This is a genomic window from uncultured Rothia sp. (assembly GCF_963507905.1).
Classification (GTDB): domain Bacteria; phylum Actinomycetota; class Actinomycetes; order Actinomycetales; family Micrococcaceae; genus Rothia.
This window is the reverse complement of record NZ_CAUOUU010000005.1, coordinates 156315-176370: the sequence shown is the minus strand read 5'-3', so window position 1 is coordinate 176370 and position 20056 is coordinate 156315. Positions and strand designations below refer to the sequence as shown.

The 20056-nt window shown below is 59.5% G+C and carries 13 protein-coding genes; 9 read left to right on the top strand and 4 right to left on the bottom strand.

The annotated features are described in order from the left end of the window. The first annotated feature begins 4 nt into the window (after positions 1–4). Entirely contained in the window at positions 5–796 is a 792-nt protein-coding gene (locus RQ593_RS05145) for a transcriptional initiation protein Tat (protein ID WP_298457349.1), read from the top strand. 192 nt (positions 797–988) lie between these two features. On the opposite strand, the gene RQ593_RS05140 is transcribed toward RQ593_RS05145, so the two are convergent. Next, a complete protein-coding gene (locus RQ593_RS05140; protein ID WP_298457352.1) occupies positions 989–1915 on the bottom strand; it encodes a LysR family transcriptional regulator in 927 nt (308 codons plus the stop codon). A 511-nt stretch (positions 1916–2426) separates the two neighbouring features. Here RQ593_RS05140 and RQ593_RS05135 point away from each other — a divergent pair. The 6 genes from RQ593_RS05135 to RQ593_RS05110 all read left to right on the top strand — a co-directional run bounded on the left by RQ593_RS05135 (position 2427) and on the right by RQ593_RS05110 (position 12113). Further along, on the top strand, positions 2427–5918 hold the full coding sequence (locus tag RQ593_RS05135) for a bifunctional proline dehydrogenase/L-glutamate gamma-semialdehyde dehydrogenase (protein ID WP_311449988.1): 3492 nt from the start codon (positions 2427–2429) through the stop codon (positions 5916–5918). Between the two features lie 333 nt (positions 5919–6251). After that, the gene (gene gcvH, locus RQ593_RS05130) at positions 6252–6644 is read left to right on the top strand and encodes a glycine cleavage system protein GcvH (protein ID WP_049337538.1); all 393 of its coding nucleotides are present in this window, start codon (positions 6252–6254) and stop codon (positions 6642–6644) included. Positions 6645–7239: 595 nt separating this feature from the next. Further along, positions 7240–8013, top strand: coding sequence for a MerR family transcriptional regulator (locus RQ593_RS05125; RefSeq protein WP_070634459.1), 774 nt, complete (start codon positions 7240–7242; stop codon positions 8011–8013). 706 nt (positions 8014–8719) lie between these two features. Continuing rightward, positions 8720–9364, top strand: coding sequence for a MerR family transcriptional regulator (locus tag RQ593_RS05120; protein WP_005507725.1), 645 nt, complete (start codon positions 8720–8722; stop codon positions 9362–9364). A 191-nt stretch (positions 9365–9555) separates the two neighbouring features. Further along, positions 9556–10368, top strand: coding sequence for a ParA family protein (locus RQ593_RS05115; protein WP_060823688.1), 813 nt, complete (start codon positions 9556–9558; stop codon positions 10366–10368). Positions 10369–10655: 287 nt separating this feature from the next. Beyond that, positions 10656–12113, top strand: coding sequence for a mycothione reductase (locus RQ593_RS05110; RefSeq protein ID WP_311449987.1), 1458 nt, complete (start codon positions 10656–10658; stop codon positions 12111–12113). Positions 12114–12248: 135 nt separating this feature from the next. Here RQ593_RS05110 and RQ593_RS05105 read toward each other — a convergent pair whose 3' ends face one another. Continuing rightward, a complete protein-coding gene (locus tag RQ593_RS05105) occupies positions 12249–14417 on the bottom strand; it encodes an AMP-binding protein (protein WP_311449986.1) in 2169 nt (722 codons plus the stop codon). A gap of 150 nt (positions 14418–14567) precedes the next feature. Further along, positions 14568–15434, bottom strand: coding sequence for an alpha/beta fold hydrolase (locus RQ593_RS05100; RefSeq protein WP_311449985.1), 867 nt, complete (start codon positions 15432–15434; stop codon positions 14568–14570). Between the two features lie 227 nt (positions 15435–15661). Between RQ593_RS05100 and RQ593_RS05095 the strand changes: the two genes are divergently transcribed. Both RQ593_RS05095 and RQ593_RS05090 read left to right on the top strand, forming a co-directional pair. Continuing rightward, positions 15662–16411 carry a lysophospholipid acyltransferase family protein gene (locus RQ593_RS05095; protein WP_311449984.1) on the top strand — a complete coding sequence of 250 codons (750 nt, stop codon included), beginning with the start codon at positions 15662–15664 and terminating at the stop codon, positions 16409–16411. A 304-nt stretch (positions 16412–16715) separates the two neighbouring features. Beyond that, on the top strand, positions 16716–18080 hold the full coding sequence (locus RQ593_RS05090; RefSeq protein WP_311449983.1) for a class II 3-deoxy-7-phosphoheptulonate synthase: 1365 nt from the start codon (positions 16716–16718) through the stop codon (positions 18078–18080). 157 nt (positions 18081–18237) lie between these two features. Here the strand turns inward: RQ593_RS05090 and RQ593_RS05085 are convergent, their stop codons facing one another. Next, complete coding sequence (locus tag RQ593_RS05085) at positions 18238–19923, bottom strand: serine/threonine-protein kinase (protein ID WP_311449982.1); 1686 nt, start codon at positions 19921–19923, stop codon at positions 18238–18240. Between the last annotated feature and the right edge of the window lie 133 nt (positions 19924–20056).

Here is a 20056-nt window from a genome sequence, read left to right as displayed (position 1 = left end):
GAAAATGACTAAGAATAATCTGATGAACGCTTCTCGCCGTACCGCGTTGAAGGTTGCGGGTGCTTCGGCTGCCCTGGTAGCTGGTGGCGTGAGCGCTGCGGAGGCGGCAACTCGTTCGGGCGGCAGGCGCGGCGCGCACGGTACTCCGGTGACTCAGCGTCCCGGCGGACATCGTGGTGGCCAGCGTGGACAGCATGGCGGCGCGGCGAGCTCCGCGCTGGTGCAGGTGCCGATGCGTTATAACGAGTCGTGCATCCGCCTGGAGTTGAAGGCGGCGTCCGGTGTACAGGCTGTGTCTATGCAGAGCCAGCCTGCGCGTACTGTTGCGTTCAAGAATCTGCCGACTCGCCTGAGCATTATTAATGAGGGTAATTCGACCCTGCCGGTGGGTACTCGCCTGATGGTGCGCGCTCGCGCGCAGGATCCGAAGACCGGCTTGTTGCTGAATCCTGCGGTGACTCTTCGCGTGACCTCTGGTCAGGCGGTGCTGCCTTCGGGCAACTTGGGTGCTTCGGCCCTGGTGGCTCCGGTGGATGCTCTGAATCTTGATGCGGTGCGCCGTAGCGAACAGACCGGTCAGGCTGGTTCCGGCAGTGAGAACGTTCTGGAGTTGCGTACTGCTATTCCTCGCGGTCACCGTCTGGATGTTCAGCTGAATTATCAAGTGGCTTCTGGTGTTGCCGGTTCTGCGTTGAAGAATGTGCACGTGAGCGCTGTGCTGGATATGGCGGCGGCTGGTCTGTCCTCTTCGTTCTATGAGGTGCAGAGCCCGGCTGTGGTTGCTGCGCTGAACTAGCGGTTGCGCTGGCCCCTATGGCTCCTACTAAGGATGGGCGCGGCGGGGGAGTAGCTCCGCTGCCTGTACTTTTATACCTCTATATATAGGCGCCTGTTCAAAAAGGCATAGTGAAAGGTCGGGGTCGTTCGTGGGAACGGCCCCGACCTTTGCTTTGTCTGGTGTGCCGGCATGGGCGGCGGCTGAGTTTTCCTATGCGGTTTCGGTCTTTTCATGCTCGCCGAATGCTACCTTGACCGCGTGGTGCAGTGCTTCGCGCACCATGGCGATGGCGGGGTTGGCGGCGGATTCGCGGCGTACCGCGGTGAAGATTTTGCGGGAGGGTTTGCCGGGTAGCTCGACGATGCGTAGCCCCTCGGTGGTGGAGAGGGAGGAGAGGATGAAGCCGGGCACGATGGTGACGGCGAATCCAGCCTTGACGAGGTTGGAGTTCGTAATCATGTCGTTGGCGCTGTAGCGGATGACCGGTTCGAACCCGGCGGTGCGGCACTGGTTGAGTGCCCAGCTGCGGGAGGTGTTCTGCTCCATTTCGAGGACCCAGGGGAGTGCGTGCGCCTCTTCAATGGAGGTGATGGTGGAGGTGCTGGGCACGATGAGGCTGAGCGGGTCTTCGGTGAGCAGTTCGGAGTGCAGCTCGGGGTATTCAGGGATGTGGTGGTGCGGGTAGGCTTCGGAGAGTACCATGTCGTATTCGCGGCTTCGGGTCAGGGAGGTGCCGGTTTCGGGGTCGATTTGCAGTACCTGCAGGGTGAGCGAGGGGGCGTGCTCGGCGAGGTAGCTGAGGGTTTCCGGTAGCAACGCGAAGGCGGCGGACTGGAAGATGGCGAGGCGCACCATGCCGGCGGGTTCGCCGGTGAGGTTGGCGACGGAGGTTTGCATGCGGTCGAGTTCGCGCAGGATGCTACGGGCGCTGTCGACGATGATGAGTCCGGCGCTGGTGAGCTGTACGCGCCTGCCGATGCGCTGCAACAGCGGGGTGCCGGTTTCTTTTTCGAGGGTGGCAATCTGCTGGGAGACGGCGGAGGGGGTGAGGCTGAGTGCTTCTGCGGCGGCGATGATGGTGCCGCGTTCTTGGATTTCGAGGAGCATTTGCATGCGTCGGATGTCGTAGATTGACACGTTATTTCCTCCCTGGCGCGCCCGGTTGTTCTGCAGTTTGTGCCGCTGAGCTCTTCCGTGGTGCGTCTCTCATTGTGGACTCTTGTCTATGGTACCGCGTGGGCTTTGTTGCGGCTCTTTTTGAGACGGCGGGAGCCGCGGATGTGTGTGTTGGCTTGTGTGACGGGTATTTTGCGTGAACGTGATGATTCTCAGGGGCGAAGATGCTTTTGGGAATGGTTTTGAAGTGTTCGATTGTTACGGAATGGGTTCGGTATTTGCGTTCTGAAAGTGCTAGCCTGAGAGGGATGGATAGCGATGTTGCTATGGTCTTCGTTTCTTCTCTTTGGGCTCGGTGTTCGGAGGGTTGCCGGGCGGGAACCACGCTACACAATCATTAAGAAAATCTAAATGAATTTTGGAAAAAACATTCAGTTTTTCTAATGAGGTATTTATTACCCTTTTGTGGTGAAATAGAGACATCGCCAAACGTGGTGTGCACCGCACACAGTAAGATAGTTAGGAGTCAAGGATGACCCATCCTTTCGCATCTGAGCACTACCAGAAGATGGCTCTGGAAGCTCGTCAGCTTGTTCGCCAGTGGGTAAACGAGTCCCAGTCGATCAAGCCCACCTTCGCAGCTGAGCAGCTCGCCGGTGTTCTGAAGGACCCCAATGGTCTTCCCTTCACCGTCGGCTTTGTTGATGGCGTTATTCGCCCCGAAGACGACAACGTCTCCGGCCGCAACCTCTCTCGTATTTCCGGCCTGGCACCTTCCTTCCTGCCCTGGTACATGAAGTCCGCTGTTGGCTTCGGTGGCAAGCTGGCTGGCAAGGTCGCATGGCCCACCGTTCCCGTTGCACGCCGCGTGCTGCGCGAGATGGTTGGTCACCTGATTGTCGACGCTTCCGAGGAGAAGCTGGGCGACGCAATTGCAGAGCTGACCAAGACCGGTAACCGCCTGAACGTCAACCTGCTCGGTGAGGCAGTTCTGGGTGACAAGGAAGCAGAGCACCGCCTGGCTGAGACCAAGCGCCTGCTGGCACGTGACGACGTTGACTACGTCTCCATCAAGGTGTCCGCTGTTTCCGGCCCCCACCAGCACTGGGCATTCGACGAGGTCGTTGAGACCGCTGTTCGCCGCCTGACCCCGCTGTACGAGCTGGCTGCATCTAGCTCCCCCAAGAAGTTCATCAACCTGGACATGGAGGAGTACAAGGACCTGGACCTCACCATTGAGGTGTTCACCAAGATCCTGGACCAGCCCCACCTGAAGGATCTGGAAGCCGGTATCGTGCTCCAGGCATACCTGCCCGACACCCTGGCTGCAATGCAGCACCTGCAGGAGTGGTCCGCAAAGCGCGTTGCTGCTGGCGGCGCAGGCATCAAGGTCCGCCTGGTTAAGGGTGCAAACCTCTCCATGGAAATCGTGGAAGCTGTTATGCACGGCTGGCCGCTGACCACCTGGGACACCAAGCAGGCTGCTGACACCAACTACAAGCGCGTTCTGGACTACGCACTGCGCCCCGAGCACGTGAAGAACGTCCGCCTCGGTATTGCAGGCCACAACCTCTTCGACGTTGCTTTCGCACTGCTGCTGTCCGAGGACCGCGGCGTGAAGGATCGCGTCGAGTTCGAGATGCTGATTGGTATGGCTGAGCAGCAGGCAGAGATCATCCGCCGCCGCGTTGGCCACCTGCTGCTGTACGTGCCTGTCGTGAACCCCAAGGAATTCGACGTTGCTATCGCATACCTGATCCGTCGTCTCGAGGAGAATGCTTCCTCCGAGAACTTCATGTCCGGTATCTTCGACCTGGCAACCGACGAGTCCATCTTCAAGCGCGAAGAGGACCGCTTCATGCGTGCACTGAACTCCGTCACCGACGAGGTTCCCGCTTCCAAGCGCACCCAGAACCGTCTGACCGAGAACGAGGACAACGTCTTCGTGCCGGCCGGCCGCTTCGAGAACACCCCCGACACCGACCCCGCACTCTCCGGTAACCGCGAGTGGGGCCGCGCAATCCTCGAGCGTTCCAAGACCACCAAGCTGGGCATCGACACCCTCAAGGCTAACGAGCTGACCAGCGAGGCTGAGGCTGAGAAGCTGATCAAGGAAACTGAGGAAGCTGGTAAGGCATGGGGCAAGCTCTCCGGCCACGAGCGTGCAGAGATTCTGCGCAAGGTCGGTAAGGCTATCGCACTGCGCCGCGGTGACCTGCTGGAGGTTATGGCAGCTGAGGCTGGCAAGACCCTGGAGCAGGGCGACACCGAGGTCTCCGAGGCAATCGACTTCGCATACTACTACGCAATGCTGGCTGAGGACCTCGAGAAGATTGACGGCGCAAAGCCCAAGTCCGTTGACCTGACCCTGGTTGTTCCCCCGTGGAACTTCCCGACCGCTATCCCCGCCGGTGGTGTTCTGGCTGGTCTGGCTGCAGGTTCTGCTGTCATCTTCAAGCCCGCAACCATCACCGCTCGCACCGGTGCCCTGATCGCAGAGATCATGTGGGATGCAGGCGTTCCCAAGGAAGTTCTGAAGCTCGTCAAGGTTGTTGACCGCGCTGCAGGCAAGCTGCTCATCTCGCACCCCGAGGTTGACCGCCTGATCCTGACCGGTGGTTACGAGACCGCTGAGCTCTTCCGCTCCTGGCGTGATGACCTGCCCCTGTTCGGTGAGACCTCGGGTAAGAACTCCATCATCGTCACCCCGAACGCTGACATCGACCTCGCCGTCAAGGACGTCGTCTACTCGGCATTCGGCCACGCAGGTCAGAAGTGCTCCGCTGGCTCCACCGTCATCCTGGTTGGCTCCGTGGCACAGTCCGAGCGTTTCCGCCGTCAGCTGCTTGACTCCGTCAGCTCCCTGCACGTGGCACACCCGCAGGACATCGAGTCCGAGATGGGCCCCGTTGTTCAGAAGCCGGAAGAGAAGCTGCTGCGCGGTCTGACCACCCTCGGCCCGGGCGAGCGCTGGCTCGTTCAGCCCAAGGAGCTGGACGAGACCGGTCGCCTGTGGAGCCCCGGTGTTCGCGAAGGCGTCAAGCCCGGTTCCGAGTACCACATGACCGAGTACTTCGGCCCCATCCTGGGCATCATGACCGCTGACACCCTGGAAGAGGCAATCGAGCTGCAGAACGCACCCGATTACGGTCTGACCGCAGGTCTGCACTCGCTGGATGCTGACGAGCTCGAGCTGTGGCTCTCCAAGGTCCAGGCAGGTAACCTGTACGTCAACCGTGCAATTACCGGTGCAATCGTTCAGCGTCAGCCCTTCGGTGGTTGGAAGAAGTCCACCGTTGGCTCCGGTACCAAGGCTGGTGGCCCCAGCTACCTGATCGCTCTGTCCGATTGGGAGCCGGCACAGGCAACCGCAACCGCTGTCACCCAGTCCGTGACCGTCCGCGAGACCCTGGCTACCATCGAGAACTCCGAGCTGGGCAAGCGCGAGGACTTCGCATTCATCAAGCGCGGTGTCTCCTCTGACGCACACGCTTGGGACACCGAGTTCGGCTTCGGTCACGATCCCTCGAAGCTGGGCGTGGAGCGCAACATCCTGCGCTACGTACCCACCCAGGTTCTGGTTCGTGCAGACGAGTCCGCATCCGCAGCAGAGACCCTGCGCGTTGTGCTCGCCGGTCTGGCAGCTAACGCACCGGTTGCTCTGTCCGTCGGTAAGGACCTGCCGGTCGACGTCCGTGGCGTCCTCGAGAACAAGGGCATCAAGTACGAAGTCAAGTCGGACGCTCAGTTCCGCGAGTACCTGGCTTCGAACGCTAAGACCCCGGTTCGCGCACTGGCTGGTACCCCGCTGGAAGGCACCCGTATCCGCTACATCGGTAACGATGAGAAGTCCATCTACTCGGCACTGGGCGGTCGCCCGGACGTTGCAGTGTACTTCGCACCCGTCACCGAGGCTGGCCGTATCGAGATGCTGCCCTTCCTCCGCGAGCAGGCTGTTTCGATTACCGCACACCGTTTCGGTAACCCGAACCGCTTCTCCGAGCGCGTCATTTCTTCCCGCTAAGGCGCTGTGAGAGTTTAGCTCTCTAGCCTAAGGCTTAGGGCCCTGCACCATCATGGTGTGGGGCCCTGAGCCTTTTGGTGTGTCTGATGGTTGTCTGCTGGAGGTGAGTAATAGGGGCGCTTCTAGGGCCTTGGGAAGGGGAGATTGTTGAGCGGCTAGATAGGATAAGGAAAATATAGTGTCTTAGAAGTGGTACGGGGGTGTTTGGACGTGCCCCGCGTTACTTCTTATGTGATAATTGGTGTAGGACGTTCCGTCATCCCACATACGGAACGACACCGTGCGCGGGACGGTCCGCGCTACGCAAGAACACACTGAAAGGACACCGCTGCTATGAGCAACGTTCCCGCAGAACTCTCGTACACTTCTGAGCACGAGTGGGTTTCCGCTCTCACCGCCGAGGGCACCGTACGTGTTGGTATTACTGACCACGCTCAGGATGCACTGGGTGACGTCGTCTACGTCGACCTTCCCTCTGTCGGCGACTCTGTAGCTGCTGAGGATAGCTTCGGTGAGATTGAGTCCACCAAGTCTGTCTCTGATCTTTTCGCTCCCATTGCGGGCGAGATTGTTGCAGTGAACGAGGGCCTGGAGGATGACCCCGCACTGGTTAACTCCGATCCCTACGGCGAGGGCTGGATCATTGAGATTCGCCCCGAGAACGCTGATGATCTGGCGAACCTGCTGGATGCAGAGGCGTACAAGGCGGAGCTGGACAAGCTCTAAGTCGATAGACTCTAAGACCTTCTATAGGCCTCGGATAAGAGGTATGTAGTGGTGAGACGGCGAGACCGATTGGTCTCGCCGTTTTTCTTTTAAAATGCACACAAACGCAAATAGTTGGGCGTATTTAAGGTTCATCTTGAGGGTCTCTGAAGCTATCTGAGGGGCTTGAAAGATAGCTAAACCCCTAGTGGGAGCCTCTTTCAAGTTAAATGTGATGAAAACTTCAACTATCGCGAGAAGATAAAATTTTCCTCGTAAAGCAGTCCAATGTGAGATGCATGTGTTTGAAGTATTGGAATTTTGCTAAAATTGGTATTGTCTCTACTAGATAGTGTTTGATTGTGTGGCTATTTTTGGGTTCAAAAAGCCTCTGAAAAGGGCGAACTAAATAGCAAAATGCCTTGTGAGGCTATAAGATTGTCTCGAAGGTTTGCGGTTTATCATTTCGTGATAAACAACTAAACTTATCTATCACACTCTCAACACTAAGCAAAGATGTTCGGCACGAAGCGAGACCCCCGACCGGGGGAACGAGCCACTCACTCAAATTTCGGCTCGTATCGACATCGGCTGAACAAGTACCCGAAAGACATAGATGACCTCACGCATCGATGAAGACCTCACTAAGGCTGAGGTTCAACTAGAGGACGTGGAGAACGGCGACTCTGACCGTAACCCGCGTGACGTTAAGAGCCGGACCATCGGTCAGGTTCTTAGTCAGCTCGACCTGGAGTTCCCCGGAATTAGCGCATCCAAGATTCGCTTCCTGGAGGAGCGCGGCCTGGTGCACCCCAGTCGCACCGAAACCGGTTACCGCAAGTACTCCCAGACCGATATTGAGCGCCTGCGCTACATCCTCACTATGCAGCGCGATCACTACATGCCGCTCAAGGTAATCCGTCAGCATCTGGAGGATCTGGAAGCCGGTCGCGTGCTGAACTCCATGCCCGCCACCGTAAGTGAAGACGTCCTGGATACCGTCCTCGGACCGGACGAGCAGGAAGGCCGCACCTACACCCTCCGTGAGCTGGCAGAATATGCTAACACCACTCCCGACCTGATCCGTGAGCTGATTGACTTTGGACTGCTCGAAGACGGCTCGGATGTGGAGTACACCGATTACGACGTGCTGATCGCCCGCGTGAGCGCAGAGCTGACCCAGCACGGCATTCAGCCCCGTCACCTGCGCGCATTCAAGTCTGCGGCAGACCGTGAAATTTCCCTCGTGGAAATTGCGGTGGCTCCGCTGGCATCGCGCCGCGACGCAGCCTCCCAGGCTCAGGCGCAGGAACGAGCCGACAAGATCCGCAAGTTGTGCCTGCAGTTGCACGCAACCCTCGTCGAATCGGCAATGCCTACCTACGAGTAGGCGACGAAGACGCAGACTACCGGACAGTCTGCCGCTCGTAAACCCTGAGCGGTTCTACCGCTCTCCCCAAACGGGGATTTCCTATCGGGAAACACCGCTGACCACGGTGATTCCCTCTATAGTCCCTACTCGCACCAACGGGTAGCGGCCTCTAGACTTGGACGAAGCCGACGCTGGCACGCTCGGAATTTCTACCCCTTCGTCCAACACGAAGAGCTTTCTAACCAGGGGGCTCCCGGCCTGCCAAGGCTATTCACTCAACTCAGCTGTAAATGCGTACGGACTACCTATCCGTACGCATTTACTTTTTAAACTCCCGCCACGCAGCGGAGATGGGGGGGAAAGCGAATCGAATGGCGGGGGAGGGGCGCGCCTCATACGGTGTTAATGCAGGAGAATGAATCTGAAAAGATCATTCGCTCCGGTGGGTTCAATTTTAAGTAGAGCCCTCTATCAGTTAAAATAGATTGAACAACCGCGCCTATCGCGCATCGGTCGCACTATCGAGACGTGTTCCGCGAATCGTATTGTCGAACCAATGTGTAGCATTGAAAACCGCGCCGGAACCGCGCGAATCATAGACACAGATTCTAAGGCTCACCCCTAGAATCTCACCCCGACAACCGGGGCTACACCGGAACGATAACGACCGCATTTGATAGGGCGCGGTGAAGCACTTAAAAGGGTTTAACGAAAAGGAGGGACCGTGCTAGAGCAGCAGGTAGCCGAAAATGCAGGCGAGGCCGCAACCACGCACGCACCCCAGGGCTTTGACCAGCCCCTGGACGGCTTCGATACCCTCTTCCCCGTAGCACCGCCTCCGCGCGGTGAACAGGGCGTACTCTTCACCGACCCTGTCTCCGTGGTCGAGGAGAACCTCGGTTACCGTGGCGCCGTCGCCTGCAAGGCAGCCGGCATCACCTACCGTCAGCTCGACTACTGGGCACGTACCGACCTGGTTGTACCCACCGTGCGTGGCGCATCCGGCTCCGGCACCCAGCGCCTCTACAGCTTCCGCGACGTGCTCGTACTCAAGATCGTGAAGCGACTGCTGGACACCGGCGTTTCCCTGCAGCAGATTCGCACCTCCATTGAGCACCTGCGTACCCGCGGCATTGACGACCTCGCGAACATCACCCTGATGAGTGACGGCACCACCGTCTACGAGTGCACCTCCCCGAGCGAAGTTATTGACCTGGTTCAGGCGGGTCAGGGTGTCTTTGGTATCGCTATCGGTCGCGTCTGGCGTGAAATCGAAATGAACCTCAACGGTCAGCCCGGCGAAGAAATGCACGAAAACTTCGAGGGCGACGAACTCGCCGCCCGCCGTGCCCGCCGCGCACAGGCATAAAACATAAAACGTAGATCAGCCCGCGTTTACCACCTGTCAGGTGGCGAGCGCGGGCTGAAGCTTTAAGCCCGAGGGAATATTCAATGCCCACTTGAGAAAAAACTCAAGATACACCCCTGTCAGAGCCGGAAGAAAAGCGAAGATTCGCTAAAATAAAGGGGCATTACACCTCACTCATAAAAGGGACCTGCATGCCCCGCATCGTCAGTATCAGCAGCCTCAAAGGTGGCGTCGGCAAAACGTCCATCACTTTGGGGCTTGCCTCCGCGGCATTACACAGCGGACTCTCCACACTCGTTATTGACCTCGACCCCCACGGCGACGCCAGCACCGGCCTGGCAGTGGATGAAACCATCCCCGACGTCGCCTCCCTAATCGCCAGCTCCAATGAGCGCGCCTTCGCGGAGGAAGCCGGTAGCTCCTCTTGGAACGCGCTCGTCGGCAAACCCACCCTGCTGACCAATAACCCCGTGACCACCGGTAGCGTGAAGGTGGCGCGCGGTTCGGCTCGTTCCACCCTCGTGGACCGTCAGGAAGCGGCGCCGTTCATCCGCCGATTCAAGCGCATGGTGGAGGCGGCAGCGGACGCCTACGACGTCATCCTGATTGACTGCCCGCCGTTCCTCGGAACCCTGTCTTCGATGGGCTGGGCGGTGAGTGAGCGCATCCTCTCGGTCGCTGAACCCTCTCTCTTCTCCGTGGCGGGTACCGAACGAACCCTGCGCGCCATCGTGCGTTTTCAGCAGGAAAGCGGCATCAGCATTGACGGTGCGGGAGTAGTTATCAACAAGATGCGCCCCAACGACAGCGAACACCGCTACCGACGCGACGAAATGCGTTCCCTCTTCGGCGAGCTCGTGGCAGAACCAGTGCTCGCTGAAAGCCCTGTGCTACAGCGCGCCCAGGGTGCCGCGTACCCGATTCATTTTTGGCCCGACGAAGAGTCGGTTGATCCCGCCATTGACTTCACCCGCCTGCTGGCTGGGCTCATGGCCGATCTCTAAGCGCTGATTTCTAAGCGGCAGACATCTAGGCCTTACTAATCCGCGGGCTCGCATAGTTTCAACGCTTGAGTGCGTCTTCTCAAAGAACCGCTGTTTTTTCAGCGCTGTGCTCTCAGTGCTGTGTTCTTTGGGACGGCGCACTTTCGCGTATCAGCAGGTAAAGAGATGAGATAGCGGGAATAGCGTGCCGCCCGTACACGTTATAGTGGCAATAACAGGAATAAGCCCGTCATCGAGGGGCACGCTGGGAACGAGCCCAGCCTCAACACCATCAACGAGAGGACCACATGAGCATCGAGAACGTAGAACGCATTGACGGCGTAGCACAGTACGACCTCATCGTCATCGGCTCCGGATCCGGAAACACCCTCATCGGCCCCGAATGGGACGACAAGAAGGTCGCCCTCATCGACGGCGGTATCTTCGGCGGCACCTGCCTGAACGTTGGCTGCATCCCCACCAAGATGTACGTCTACCCGGCGACCATCGCGCAGAAGACCCGCGAGGTCAAGCACCTGGGCGTTGACGCACATGTAGACGCCGTGCACTGGGCGCAGATTCGTGACCGTATCTTTGCCTCCCGCATCGACCAGATCTCTGAAGGCGGCCGCGACTGGCGTGCCGCTCTGCCCAACGTCGATTTCTACGACCAGTATGCGCACTTCGTCGGCTCCCACACCGTCGAGCTGACCGACGGCACCCGCCTGCAGGGCCGCCAGATTGTCATTGCGGCAGGTTCGCGCGCCGTGCTGCCTCCCGTGCCCGGTATCGACTCCGCTAAGGTCTACACCAACGACAACGTCATGCGCATGGACGAGCTGCCCGCCCGCATGGTCGTCATCGGCGGCGGCGTGATTGCGGCAGAATTCTCCCATGTTTTCTCCGCATTCGGCACCGAAGTAACCCAGCTGAACCGCTCCTCCCGCCTGCTGCGCGGTGTGGACGAAGAGATCGTGGCGCGTTTTGAAGAAGCCGCAAGCAAGCAGTGGAACATTGTCAAGAACGCGTCCCTCTCCGAAATCCGTGAGAACGCCGACGGCAGCGTGACCGTCGTAGCTAAGCGCACCTCCGAGAATGGTGAAGAACTGCTCGAAATCCCGGCAGACGCAGTGCTCGTGGCGACCGGTCGCCGCCCCAACACCGACACCCTCAACGCGAAGAACTACTTCGACGTGCAGGACGGCGGCCAGCTCAGCGTCGATAAGTACCAGCGCGTGCTCTACAACGGCGCGCCCGCACCCGGCGTCTACGCCCTCGGTGACGTGTCCAGCCGCTACCAGCTCAAGCACGTGGCAAACCACGAGGCACGCGTTGTGCAGCACAACCTCAGCCACCCCGATGACCTGCGCGCCAGCGACCACCGCTACGTACCCGGCGCAGTCTTCAGCAACCCGCAGATCGCCATGGTCGGCATGACCGAAGAGCAGGCGCGCCAGGCGGCTGAGCGTGAAGGCTTTGAGATTACCGTCAAGGCACAGAACTTTGGCGACACCGCCTACGGCTGGGCAATGGAAGACAAGATCGGCCTGTGCAAGCTCATTGCCCGCAAGGACAACGGCGAGCTGCTCGGTGCGCACCTGGTTGGTGAAGAGTCCTCCGTGCTCATCCAGCCGTTGCTGCAGGCAATGAGCTTCGGCATGGATGCGCGCACCCTCGCACGCGGCCAGTACTGGATCCACCCGGCACTGACCGAAATCGTTGAGAACGCGCTGCTCGGCCTGGAATTCGACGAGCCCGCCAACTAACGACGGCTAGATAACGCCCGGAAGCTAAGGCTTCTAGCGAACAAACAGCGAAAAAACAGAGAGGAGGGGGTCGTACCACTTAGGTACGCCCCCTCCTCTTGTATATGGCCTCTCGTTGACGGTAGCCAGAGCCAGTTATGCGTTGTCGCCCTCAAACTTCTGAGGGCTCTGCTGCGCGGTCTTCTTTTCAGCCTGCGCGGGCTTCTCAATAGGCTTCTCGGCGGGAGCTCCTGCGGAAGAATCCTCGGCGGAAGAGTCCTTATCCTTCTCTTCATGAGGCTTCTGCATCATCTCGGCGGTCTGCTCACGCAGCTCCTCAAACTTCTCAGCCGCCTGCTCACGCAGCTCAGCAAGACGCTCTGCCTGATGATCCGCGTACTCGTGCAGACGCTCAGCAGCCTGCTCACGCAGTTCAGCGAACTTCTCAGACTGCTCCGCCGCGTACTCCTGCAGGCGAGCCAAAGAATCCGAGGTGCTATCGGAAACCTTGCCGTACATCTCATCCACGTAGGAGGAGAAGTCCTGCAGAATCTTCGCGCGGCGCAGCTTCTGTGAAGGAGTTAGATAGCCGTCCGCCTCGGTCAGGTCGCGGTTCATAATGCGGAACTCGCGAATACCCTCGGCGCGGGAAACCAGCTGGTTCGCCTCGTCCACGAGCTTCTGAATCGCGGCACGAACCGCCGGGTGAACAGCAGCCTCCGGGATGGAGAGCGAACGCGGCAGACCCAGGTGCTCCAACTGCTCGGGCAGGGTATCCGGATCCAGGGTCACCAGAGCCGCAATGAACGGCTTCTCATCGCCAATCAGCATCGCCTGAGAAACCAGGGGAGAGGTACGCAGATGAGTCTCCGCAATACCCGGAATCACGTTCTTACCGCCGGCGGTGACAATGATTTCCTTCTTGCGGCCCACAATCTTCAGGTAGCCGCGCTCATCGAAACGAGCCAGGTCACCGGTACGGAACCAACCGTCCTCGGTGAACGCCTGAGCGTCCTCTTCGGGGTTCTTGTAGTAGCTGCTAATCACGCCCACGCCACGAACCAGAAGCTCGCCGTCCTCAGCGATATAGCCTTCGGAACCGGGGATGAGCGGGCCAATCATGCCAATCTGGTACGGGTTGATGCGGCCAGCAGCAATCGGGGCGCAGGTCTCGGTCAGACCGTAACCCTCAACCACCTGCACACCTACCGCGTGGAAGAAGTGCGCCAGGCGCTCGCCGAGGGGGCCGCCGCCGGAAACCGCGTAACGCAGCTCGCCGCCCAGAGCCGCACGCAGCTTCGAGTAGACCAGCTTGTCGTACAGAGCGTACTGCGCCGCCAGCTTCAGCGGGACACGGCCCTTAACCTTCGCCTGCGACCAGCGCACCGCAATGTCGGTGGAACGCTCAAAGAGAGCCTTATTGAACTTACCGCCCTTAGCCGCCTTCGCCATGGCGCCCTCGTACACCTTCTCAAAGACGCGGGGCACCACCAGCAGCATGGTCGGCTTGAAGCTATCCAAGTCAGCAGCCAGGTTCTTAATATTGGGGGAGTGACCGATAACCAGGCCAGCATCCAGCGCCAGCACCTGAATCAGGCGCGCCAGAACGTGCGCAAGCGGCAAGAAAAGAATGGAGGAGTTGCGGGAGTTCGCAATCTCAGACTCTGCAAACTTGGTGTTCGCGCTCAGGTTCAGGAAGTGACCGTGAGTCAGTGCGCAACCCTTGGGGCGACCGGTCGTGCCGGAGGTGTACACAATGGTCGCGATGTCATCACAGCCTGCAGCGGAACGTACCTGCTCCAGCTGCTCATCGTTCACCTCGGACGCGCGAGCGCTGAGGGTATCAAGGTCGCCGTTCTCAATGACCCAGCGGTGCTTGAGCTGGCACGGCTCAGAAGTAGAAGCAGCGTATTCTTCCGCCTCAGCCACACGATTCAGGAGCTTCTCATCCTCGACGAAAATAGCGACAGCCTCAGAATGGGACAGCGCCCACGCCGCCTGGGCGGCAGCGTTCGTCTCATATACCGGCACGGAGACAGCACCGGCATACCAAATCGCGAAGTCAATGACAGTCCACTCAAAACGGGTGCGGCTCATAATACCCACACGGTCACCCGGGCGGATACCAGCGGCAATCATGCCCTTAGCCAGGTCGGTCACCATCTGGTGGAACTGCTGGGCGCGAACCGGCTGCCAGTTACCCGGAGACATCTGACGACGGTACAGCACCGGATTGGAGCTATCGGTACGGTGGCGCTCAACAATGCTTGTCAGGTTCAGTGAGGGGTCGACAATAACCTCAGCGGGAGTGGAGAAGACTTTCATAATGCGCCTTTCAAATCAGGGCGTGAGCCCGTGGCGAATCAGGTGCCGCGGGGTGCCCTCGATGGCCCGAGGAGCCGTAATATCTATCTGCTGTTCTACTCGCCACGGCGGGTGATGCTTGCGCCAGTTGCAGCGAGCGGAGCCGCAGAATTAGTGGTTTAGGGATGCGACAAAATCTTGGATGGTGGAGAGCAGATACTCTGCGTCATAGTCCAGGGTTGCCACATGGTAGCTGCGGGTCAGCCACCTAAATTTTACAGGAACTGAACAATGTTCGAGAAAATATTTGTGGGAGCTATCCGACACAGTATGATCGCCCAGTGAACGCAAATACAGGACCGGCGACTTCAACTGCGGAATCAGGGCACGAGTCTCAGCACCCAAAAGATGCAGCTGATGCACCGCCGCCGTCGGAACCAGCGAATAAGCACCCTCATTCACACCCGGAACCGCAATATCGGAACCAATCGCCTTGAGCACCGGCAGAACCTTCGAGACCCTGCCGGCGTGGCGCATCATCGGGTTCACATCCACCATATAGGGGTTAATTAGCACCGTGCCCGCCACCGGCAGACGAGCCGACAGATGAGTCGCCACCGTGCCACCCATCGACATACCAATGACCACCACCTGCAGCCCCTGATCAACCAGGCGACGGTACCCCTGCTCAGCAGAAGCCAGCCACTGCTGGTACGTGCTATCACGCAAATCCTGCCAACGGGTTGCGTGACCAGTCAGCACAGGCATCTCCACCGCATAGCCGAGCTCCATAAAACGCTGAGCCAACGGGCGCATACTGTGCGGCGAACCCGTAAAACCGTGCACCAACAAAATACCCACAGAATGCTGCGCAGGGTCAGGGCTAAAGGAAACGGGGGAGTGATCGAACGTCTCCTGGTCGCCCTCGAGGCGACGCGCCAGGGAGTCCTTAACATTTTGGGTTGCTAGAAGCCTGCGCTCGCGAGCCTTGCGGCGCATCCGCTTGAGCGGCTCCAACGAGTTATCAAAAATGCTCATGGTCCTCCTTCGCCAACCTGCGAGAATATGAACGCAGGTGCAGGCTCTATAGCGTACCCCGGTGGGGCGCCACAGATACAGCGCCGATGCCGGTATATCGCCTCCAGCGCACCCGAATACACCGGTGCGCAGAAAAATCGTTCTCTTTTCTTTAATTATCACGCGTTCTCTCGCGCCTCTCCAGACACGCTAGAATTGAGCCGGGAACATTCAGAGAGGAGACCCCAATGTCTAACACCGCCCTCTATTCAACGCTCAAGGTTCTTGGCTCACCCCTGCTGCAGGGACTGTACCACCACGACGTGGTTGGCCTGGAGAACCTGCCCGAGGGACCCTACATCGTCGCCAGCAACCACCTGGCGTTCTGCGACTCCATTTTTATTCCTCTCGCCATGCCGCGCACCGTGAACTTCCTCGCCAAGAGCGACTACTTCACCACCCCCGGCGTGAAGGGCCGCGCCATGGCGGCGTTCTTCCGAGGCGTTGGCCAGCTTCCCATGGACCGCTCCGGCGGCCAGAAGAGCCAGGAATCCCTCAACGCCGGTGCGCAGGTCCTCAAGGACGGCGGCGTGATTGGCATCTACCCCGAAGGCACCCGTAGCCCCGACGGACGCGGCTACCGTCCCAAGGTCGGTGTCGCCCGCCTCGCAGTTGAAGCAGGCGTGCCCGTAGTGCCCGTCGGACAGATCGGTACCGACCTGATTCAGCCCTCCGGCTCAAACCGTATCCGTCTGCGCCACGACGGCAAACCCATCCAGGTGCGTACCATTATCGGCAAGCCCCTCACCTTCGAGGAATACACCGACGGCTCAGACCTGAGCCACCGCGTTCAACGTGAAATCGCCGACCGTATTGGCACCGAGATCCGTGCCCTCAGCGGCCAGGAATACGTGGACGTGTACGCCGACCGCGTCAAGAAGCTCATGGCTGATAAAAACATGAGCGCGGATGAGGCAGTCGCACAGCTACAGAACTAACTAAACGTTGCCCAAGCGGGTATGCGACTACGCCAAGGGCGGGATAAGGGGTGATACCCCGAGTCTCGCCCTTTCGCGTCCCCTCCGCGCAGTTAATCTTCCATGCCCGAATCATTGATTTTGAATAGCTCTATCTAAACATATGAGATGTACCTGACTAGACGGCTAGGCGTTGAAGGGGGCAAGAGTACAATTAGTCTATTCGCCCCTAAGAATCACGTGAACGCATGCCACATACGGCCTACCGAGCACCTGAAGCAGGGGTGAACCAGAAAACGCACAAGACCATCCCAATGGAGTGAAGATGAGCAATCAAAACCTCAGCACCTCGCAGGCCCCCGACCACGGCCTGGACACCTGGCGTCAGCTGCACATTGACCAGCAGCCTACCTGGAGCGAGCACGAAGATTTTGAGAGCACCATCGCCGAGCTGAACTCGGTACCGCCGCTCGTTTTCGCCGGTGAGGTCGACGCCATGCGCCAGGCACTCGGTGAGGTTGCTGAAGGCCGCGCATTCCTCCTGCAGGGCGGCGACTGTGCAGAAACCTTCGCGGGTGCAACCGCCGACAAGATCTCCGGCCGCGTCAAGACCATCCTGCAGATGTCTGCAGTGCTCACCTACGGCGCCTCCATGCCCGTGGTGAAGATGGGTCGCATGGCGGGTCAGTTCTCCAAGCCGCGCTCCGCAGACATGGAAACCCGCGGCGACGTCACCCTGCCCTCCTTCCGCGGCGAGACCGTCAACGGTTTCGACTTCACCCCCGAAGCCCGCGTACACGACCCCAAGCGCATGCTGCAGGGCTACCACACCAGTGCCTCCACCCTGAACCTGATCCGTGCCTTCACCAAGGGCGGCTTCGCAGACCTGCGCGCCGTGCACCAGTGGAACCGCGGCTTCACCTCCAACCCCGCGCATGAGCGCTACGAGAAGACCGCCAACGAAATCGGCCGCGCCCTCAAGTTCATGGAAGCATGCGGCGTGAACTTCGAAGCCCTCAAGACCACCGACATGTACGTCGGCCACGAGGCACTCGTGCTGGACTACGAGCGTGCCCTCACCCGCATCGACTCGCGCACCCACCTGCCCTACGACACCTCCGCACACTTCCTGTGGATTGGCGAGCGCACCCGCGGCATCGACGATGCACACGTAGACTTCCTCTCCAAGGTCCGCAACCCCATCGGCGTGAAGCTGGGCCCGACCACCACCGCTGAGGATGCACTCGCACTGATCGACAAGCTCGACCCGAACCGCGAACCCGGCCGCCTGACCTTCATCACCCGCATGGGCGCCAAGAACATTCGCGAGAAGCTGCCCGCAATCGTTGAGGGCGTGCAGGCCGAAGGCGCGAAGGTTGTGTGGGTCACCGACCCGATGCACGGCAACACTATCTCCGTGCCCTCCGGCTACAAGACCCGCCGCTTCGACGACGTGCTCGACGAAGTTCGCGGCTTCTTCGAGGTTCACGAGGCTCTGGGCTCGTTCCCCGGCGGTATCCACGTGGAGATGACCGGCGACGACGTGACCGAATGCCTGGGCGGCTCCGACGCTATCGACGAGGCAGCACTGGCTGACCGTTACGAGTCCCTGTGCGACCCGCGCCTGAACCACTCGCAGTCCCTGGAAATTGCGTTCCTGGTCTCCGAGTACCTCAAGAACCGCGCATAAAACGTTGATGCGCCTCACCGTACTAGTCAGCGGGTACTAGCCAGTGGTACTAGTCGGCGGGGAATAGCAAAAATAATGCCCGGGTCTTCACTTATTGTGAGTGAAGACCCGGGCATCGCGTTTAACCTGCGCGCGGTATGTAGAACAAAGACAAGCTTTAGAAGGTCAGGAACGCCTCAATATTGCGCCACCATTGTGACTGCACCAGTGAGGTCGCAAGCCACCAACCGGTAAAACTCGAACCCATACCCAGCAGAATCAGCACCAGCGCCCAACCGCCCACCGCCATACCGGAAGGCGGAGTCCTAAACTGCTTGGCGGGTAGGCGAGGATCCTTCTGCAAAGACTGCTCGGAATCCTGAGAAGAAGCGGTCTCCTCAGCCTCTGAAGCCTCAGAAGCGCTCGCCGCCCCCTTAGCCTTTGAACGGCGCGAACCCGAGGGGCTCAACGAACGCTCGGCATGGATCGGGGCGTACTCGCCGTGAGCCGAGATGAACTCCTGCTCCGTCTGCGGGCCAATGCCAACGGACTGAGTCAGCGGGCTCTTCGCACCCGCACGGCGGTCAAGGAAAGAACCCAAACCGCGTTTAGCGGGCTTTTTCTTCTCCGGCTCGCCCTCAGAATCCTCGTCGTAGGGAGCGGAACTGACCAGCGGCGGAATGCCCTGGCGGTTCAGCACGGAGTCCTCAGCATCCACGTCGGCAAGGTGCACACCCTGACCAGCCGCCGACGCATCGTACACGAGGCTGTCGGGGGAGTACACATCGTAGACCAGCAGATCGCGGGCATCGCTAAAAGCACTAATCGGGGTGTTACGCACCATCTGCGCGGCACCGCTACGCTCCGCAATATCGGCAACAGCCTCCCAGAGGGGAAGCTCCGGCTCCGGGCACGAGGGGGCACGCCAGGCGCGCTCGGACTCACCCAGCGACTCAGAAATCTCCAGCAGAGCCGTAAACAGCTCGGTCGCATCCTCCGGGCGGGCATGAGGCTGCTTGCGGGTACACCACGAAATCAGCCCCGCAATATCGCGGTCCGCACCCGGTGCCACATCGGTCAGCGCGGGCATCTCGATGTTGGCATTGTGGTAGAGCACCTGCTGGTCATTCTCCAGACCCACAAAGGGCAGACGACCTGAAAGCATGCGGTACATCATTACGCCGAGCGCAAAAATATCAGCCTGCGCGCCAACCTTCACCTTCGGGTCCAGGACCTCCGGCGCAACGTAGGCAGGGGTACCCATGGGGGCGCCCGCATCCACCTGATCATCACGGCGAGAAAGACCGAAGTCCGTGAGCTTCACCTGACCGTTAGCGTCCAGCAGAATATTGCCCGGCTTAATATCGCCGTGCAGATAGCGGTTCGCGTGCACCTCCGAGAGCGCCTCCACCACCGGAATGAGGATATCCAGAGCCTCACCCAGGGACAGGGCATTACGCACACGCAACAGCTGACTCAGGGTGCAGCCGTGCACATACTCCAAGACGATGTACATGACCATCTTGCCCGAAAAATATTCGGTACCCGACGAAATCACGCCCACCGTATGCCCGCCGCCACCCACCTGGCGCATCGAACGCTCTTCACGGTGGAACTTCTGGCGGTTCGCCGCATCCTCAGCCAGAGCGGGGGAGAGGACCTTGAGCGCGACTGGGTTATTCGACCACAGGTCCAGCGCATAATAGACCTCACTCATGCCGCCGCGGCCAATGAGCGAACCCACCTGGTAATGACCCTCAATAATGGCGCCACTGAGCCACTGCGAAGAACCGATAGCGGTATCAGAGGCAGCGGGACGAGTGGCGGGAGGAACAGAAGTATTAGAAGAAGAACGAGGGGTCACGGGAGAAATCCGGCGTGGGCTGGGAGTATTCATACGTCTCAACATTTTAGCCCGCCCACCTGGGGAGAAGCGATGCCAAAGGGAGCCGAACAGGTGAACACTCAGCGAATTCTTAAGAAACGCCGAAGGCTCC

Excerpts from the sequence above, each read along its gene's own strand:
- RQ593_RS05105 (WP_311449986.1), bottom strand. The coding sequence starts at position 14,417 with ATGAAAGTCTTCTCCACTCCCGCTGAGGTTATTGTCGACCCCTCACTG.
- RQ593_RS05125 (WP_070634459.1), top strand. The coding sequence starts at position 7,240 with ATGACCTCACGCATCGATGAAGACCTCACTAAGGCTGAGGTTCAACTA.
- gcvH (WP_049337538.1), top strand. The coding sequence starts at position 6,252 with ATGAGCAACGTTCCCGCAGAACTCTCGTACACTTCTGAGCACGAGTGG.
- RQ593_RS05115 (WP_060823688.1), top strand. The coding sequence starts at position 9,556 with ATGCCCCGCATCGTCAGTATCAGCAGCCTCAAAGGTGGCGTCGGCAAA.
- RQ593_RS05110 (WP_311449987.1), top strand. The coding sequence starts at position 10,656 with ATGAGCATCGAGAACGTAGAACGCATTGACGGCGTAGCACAGTACGAC.
- RQ593_RS05090 (WP_311449983.1), top strand. The coding sequence starts at position 16,716 with ATGAGCAATCAAAACCTCAGCACCTCGCAGGCCCCCGACCACGGCCTG.
- RQ593_RS05135 (WP_311449988.1), top strand. The coding sequence starts at position 2,427 with ATGACCCATCCTTTCGCATCTGAGCACTACCAGAAGATGGCTCTGGAA.
- RQ593_RS05095 (WP_311449984.1), top strand. The coding sequence starts at position 15,662 with ATGTCTAACACCGCCCTCTATTCAACGCTCAAGGTTCTTGGCTCACCC.
- RQ593_RS05100 (WP_311449985.1), bottom strand. The coding sequence starts at position 15,434 with ATGAGCATTTTTGATAACTCGTTGGAGCCGCTCAAGCGGATGCGCCGC.
- RQ593_RS05145 (WP_298457349.1), top strand. The coding sequence starts at position 5 with ATGACTAAGAATAATCTGATGAACGCTTCTCGCCGTACCGCGTTGAAG.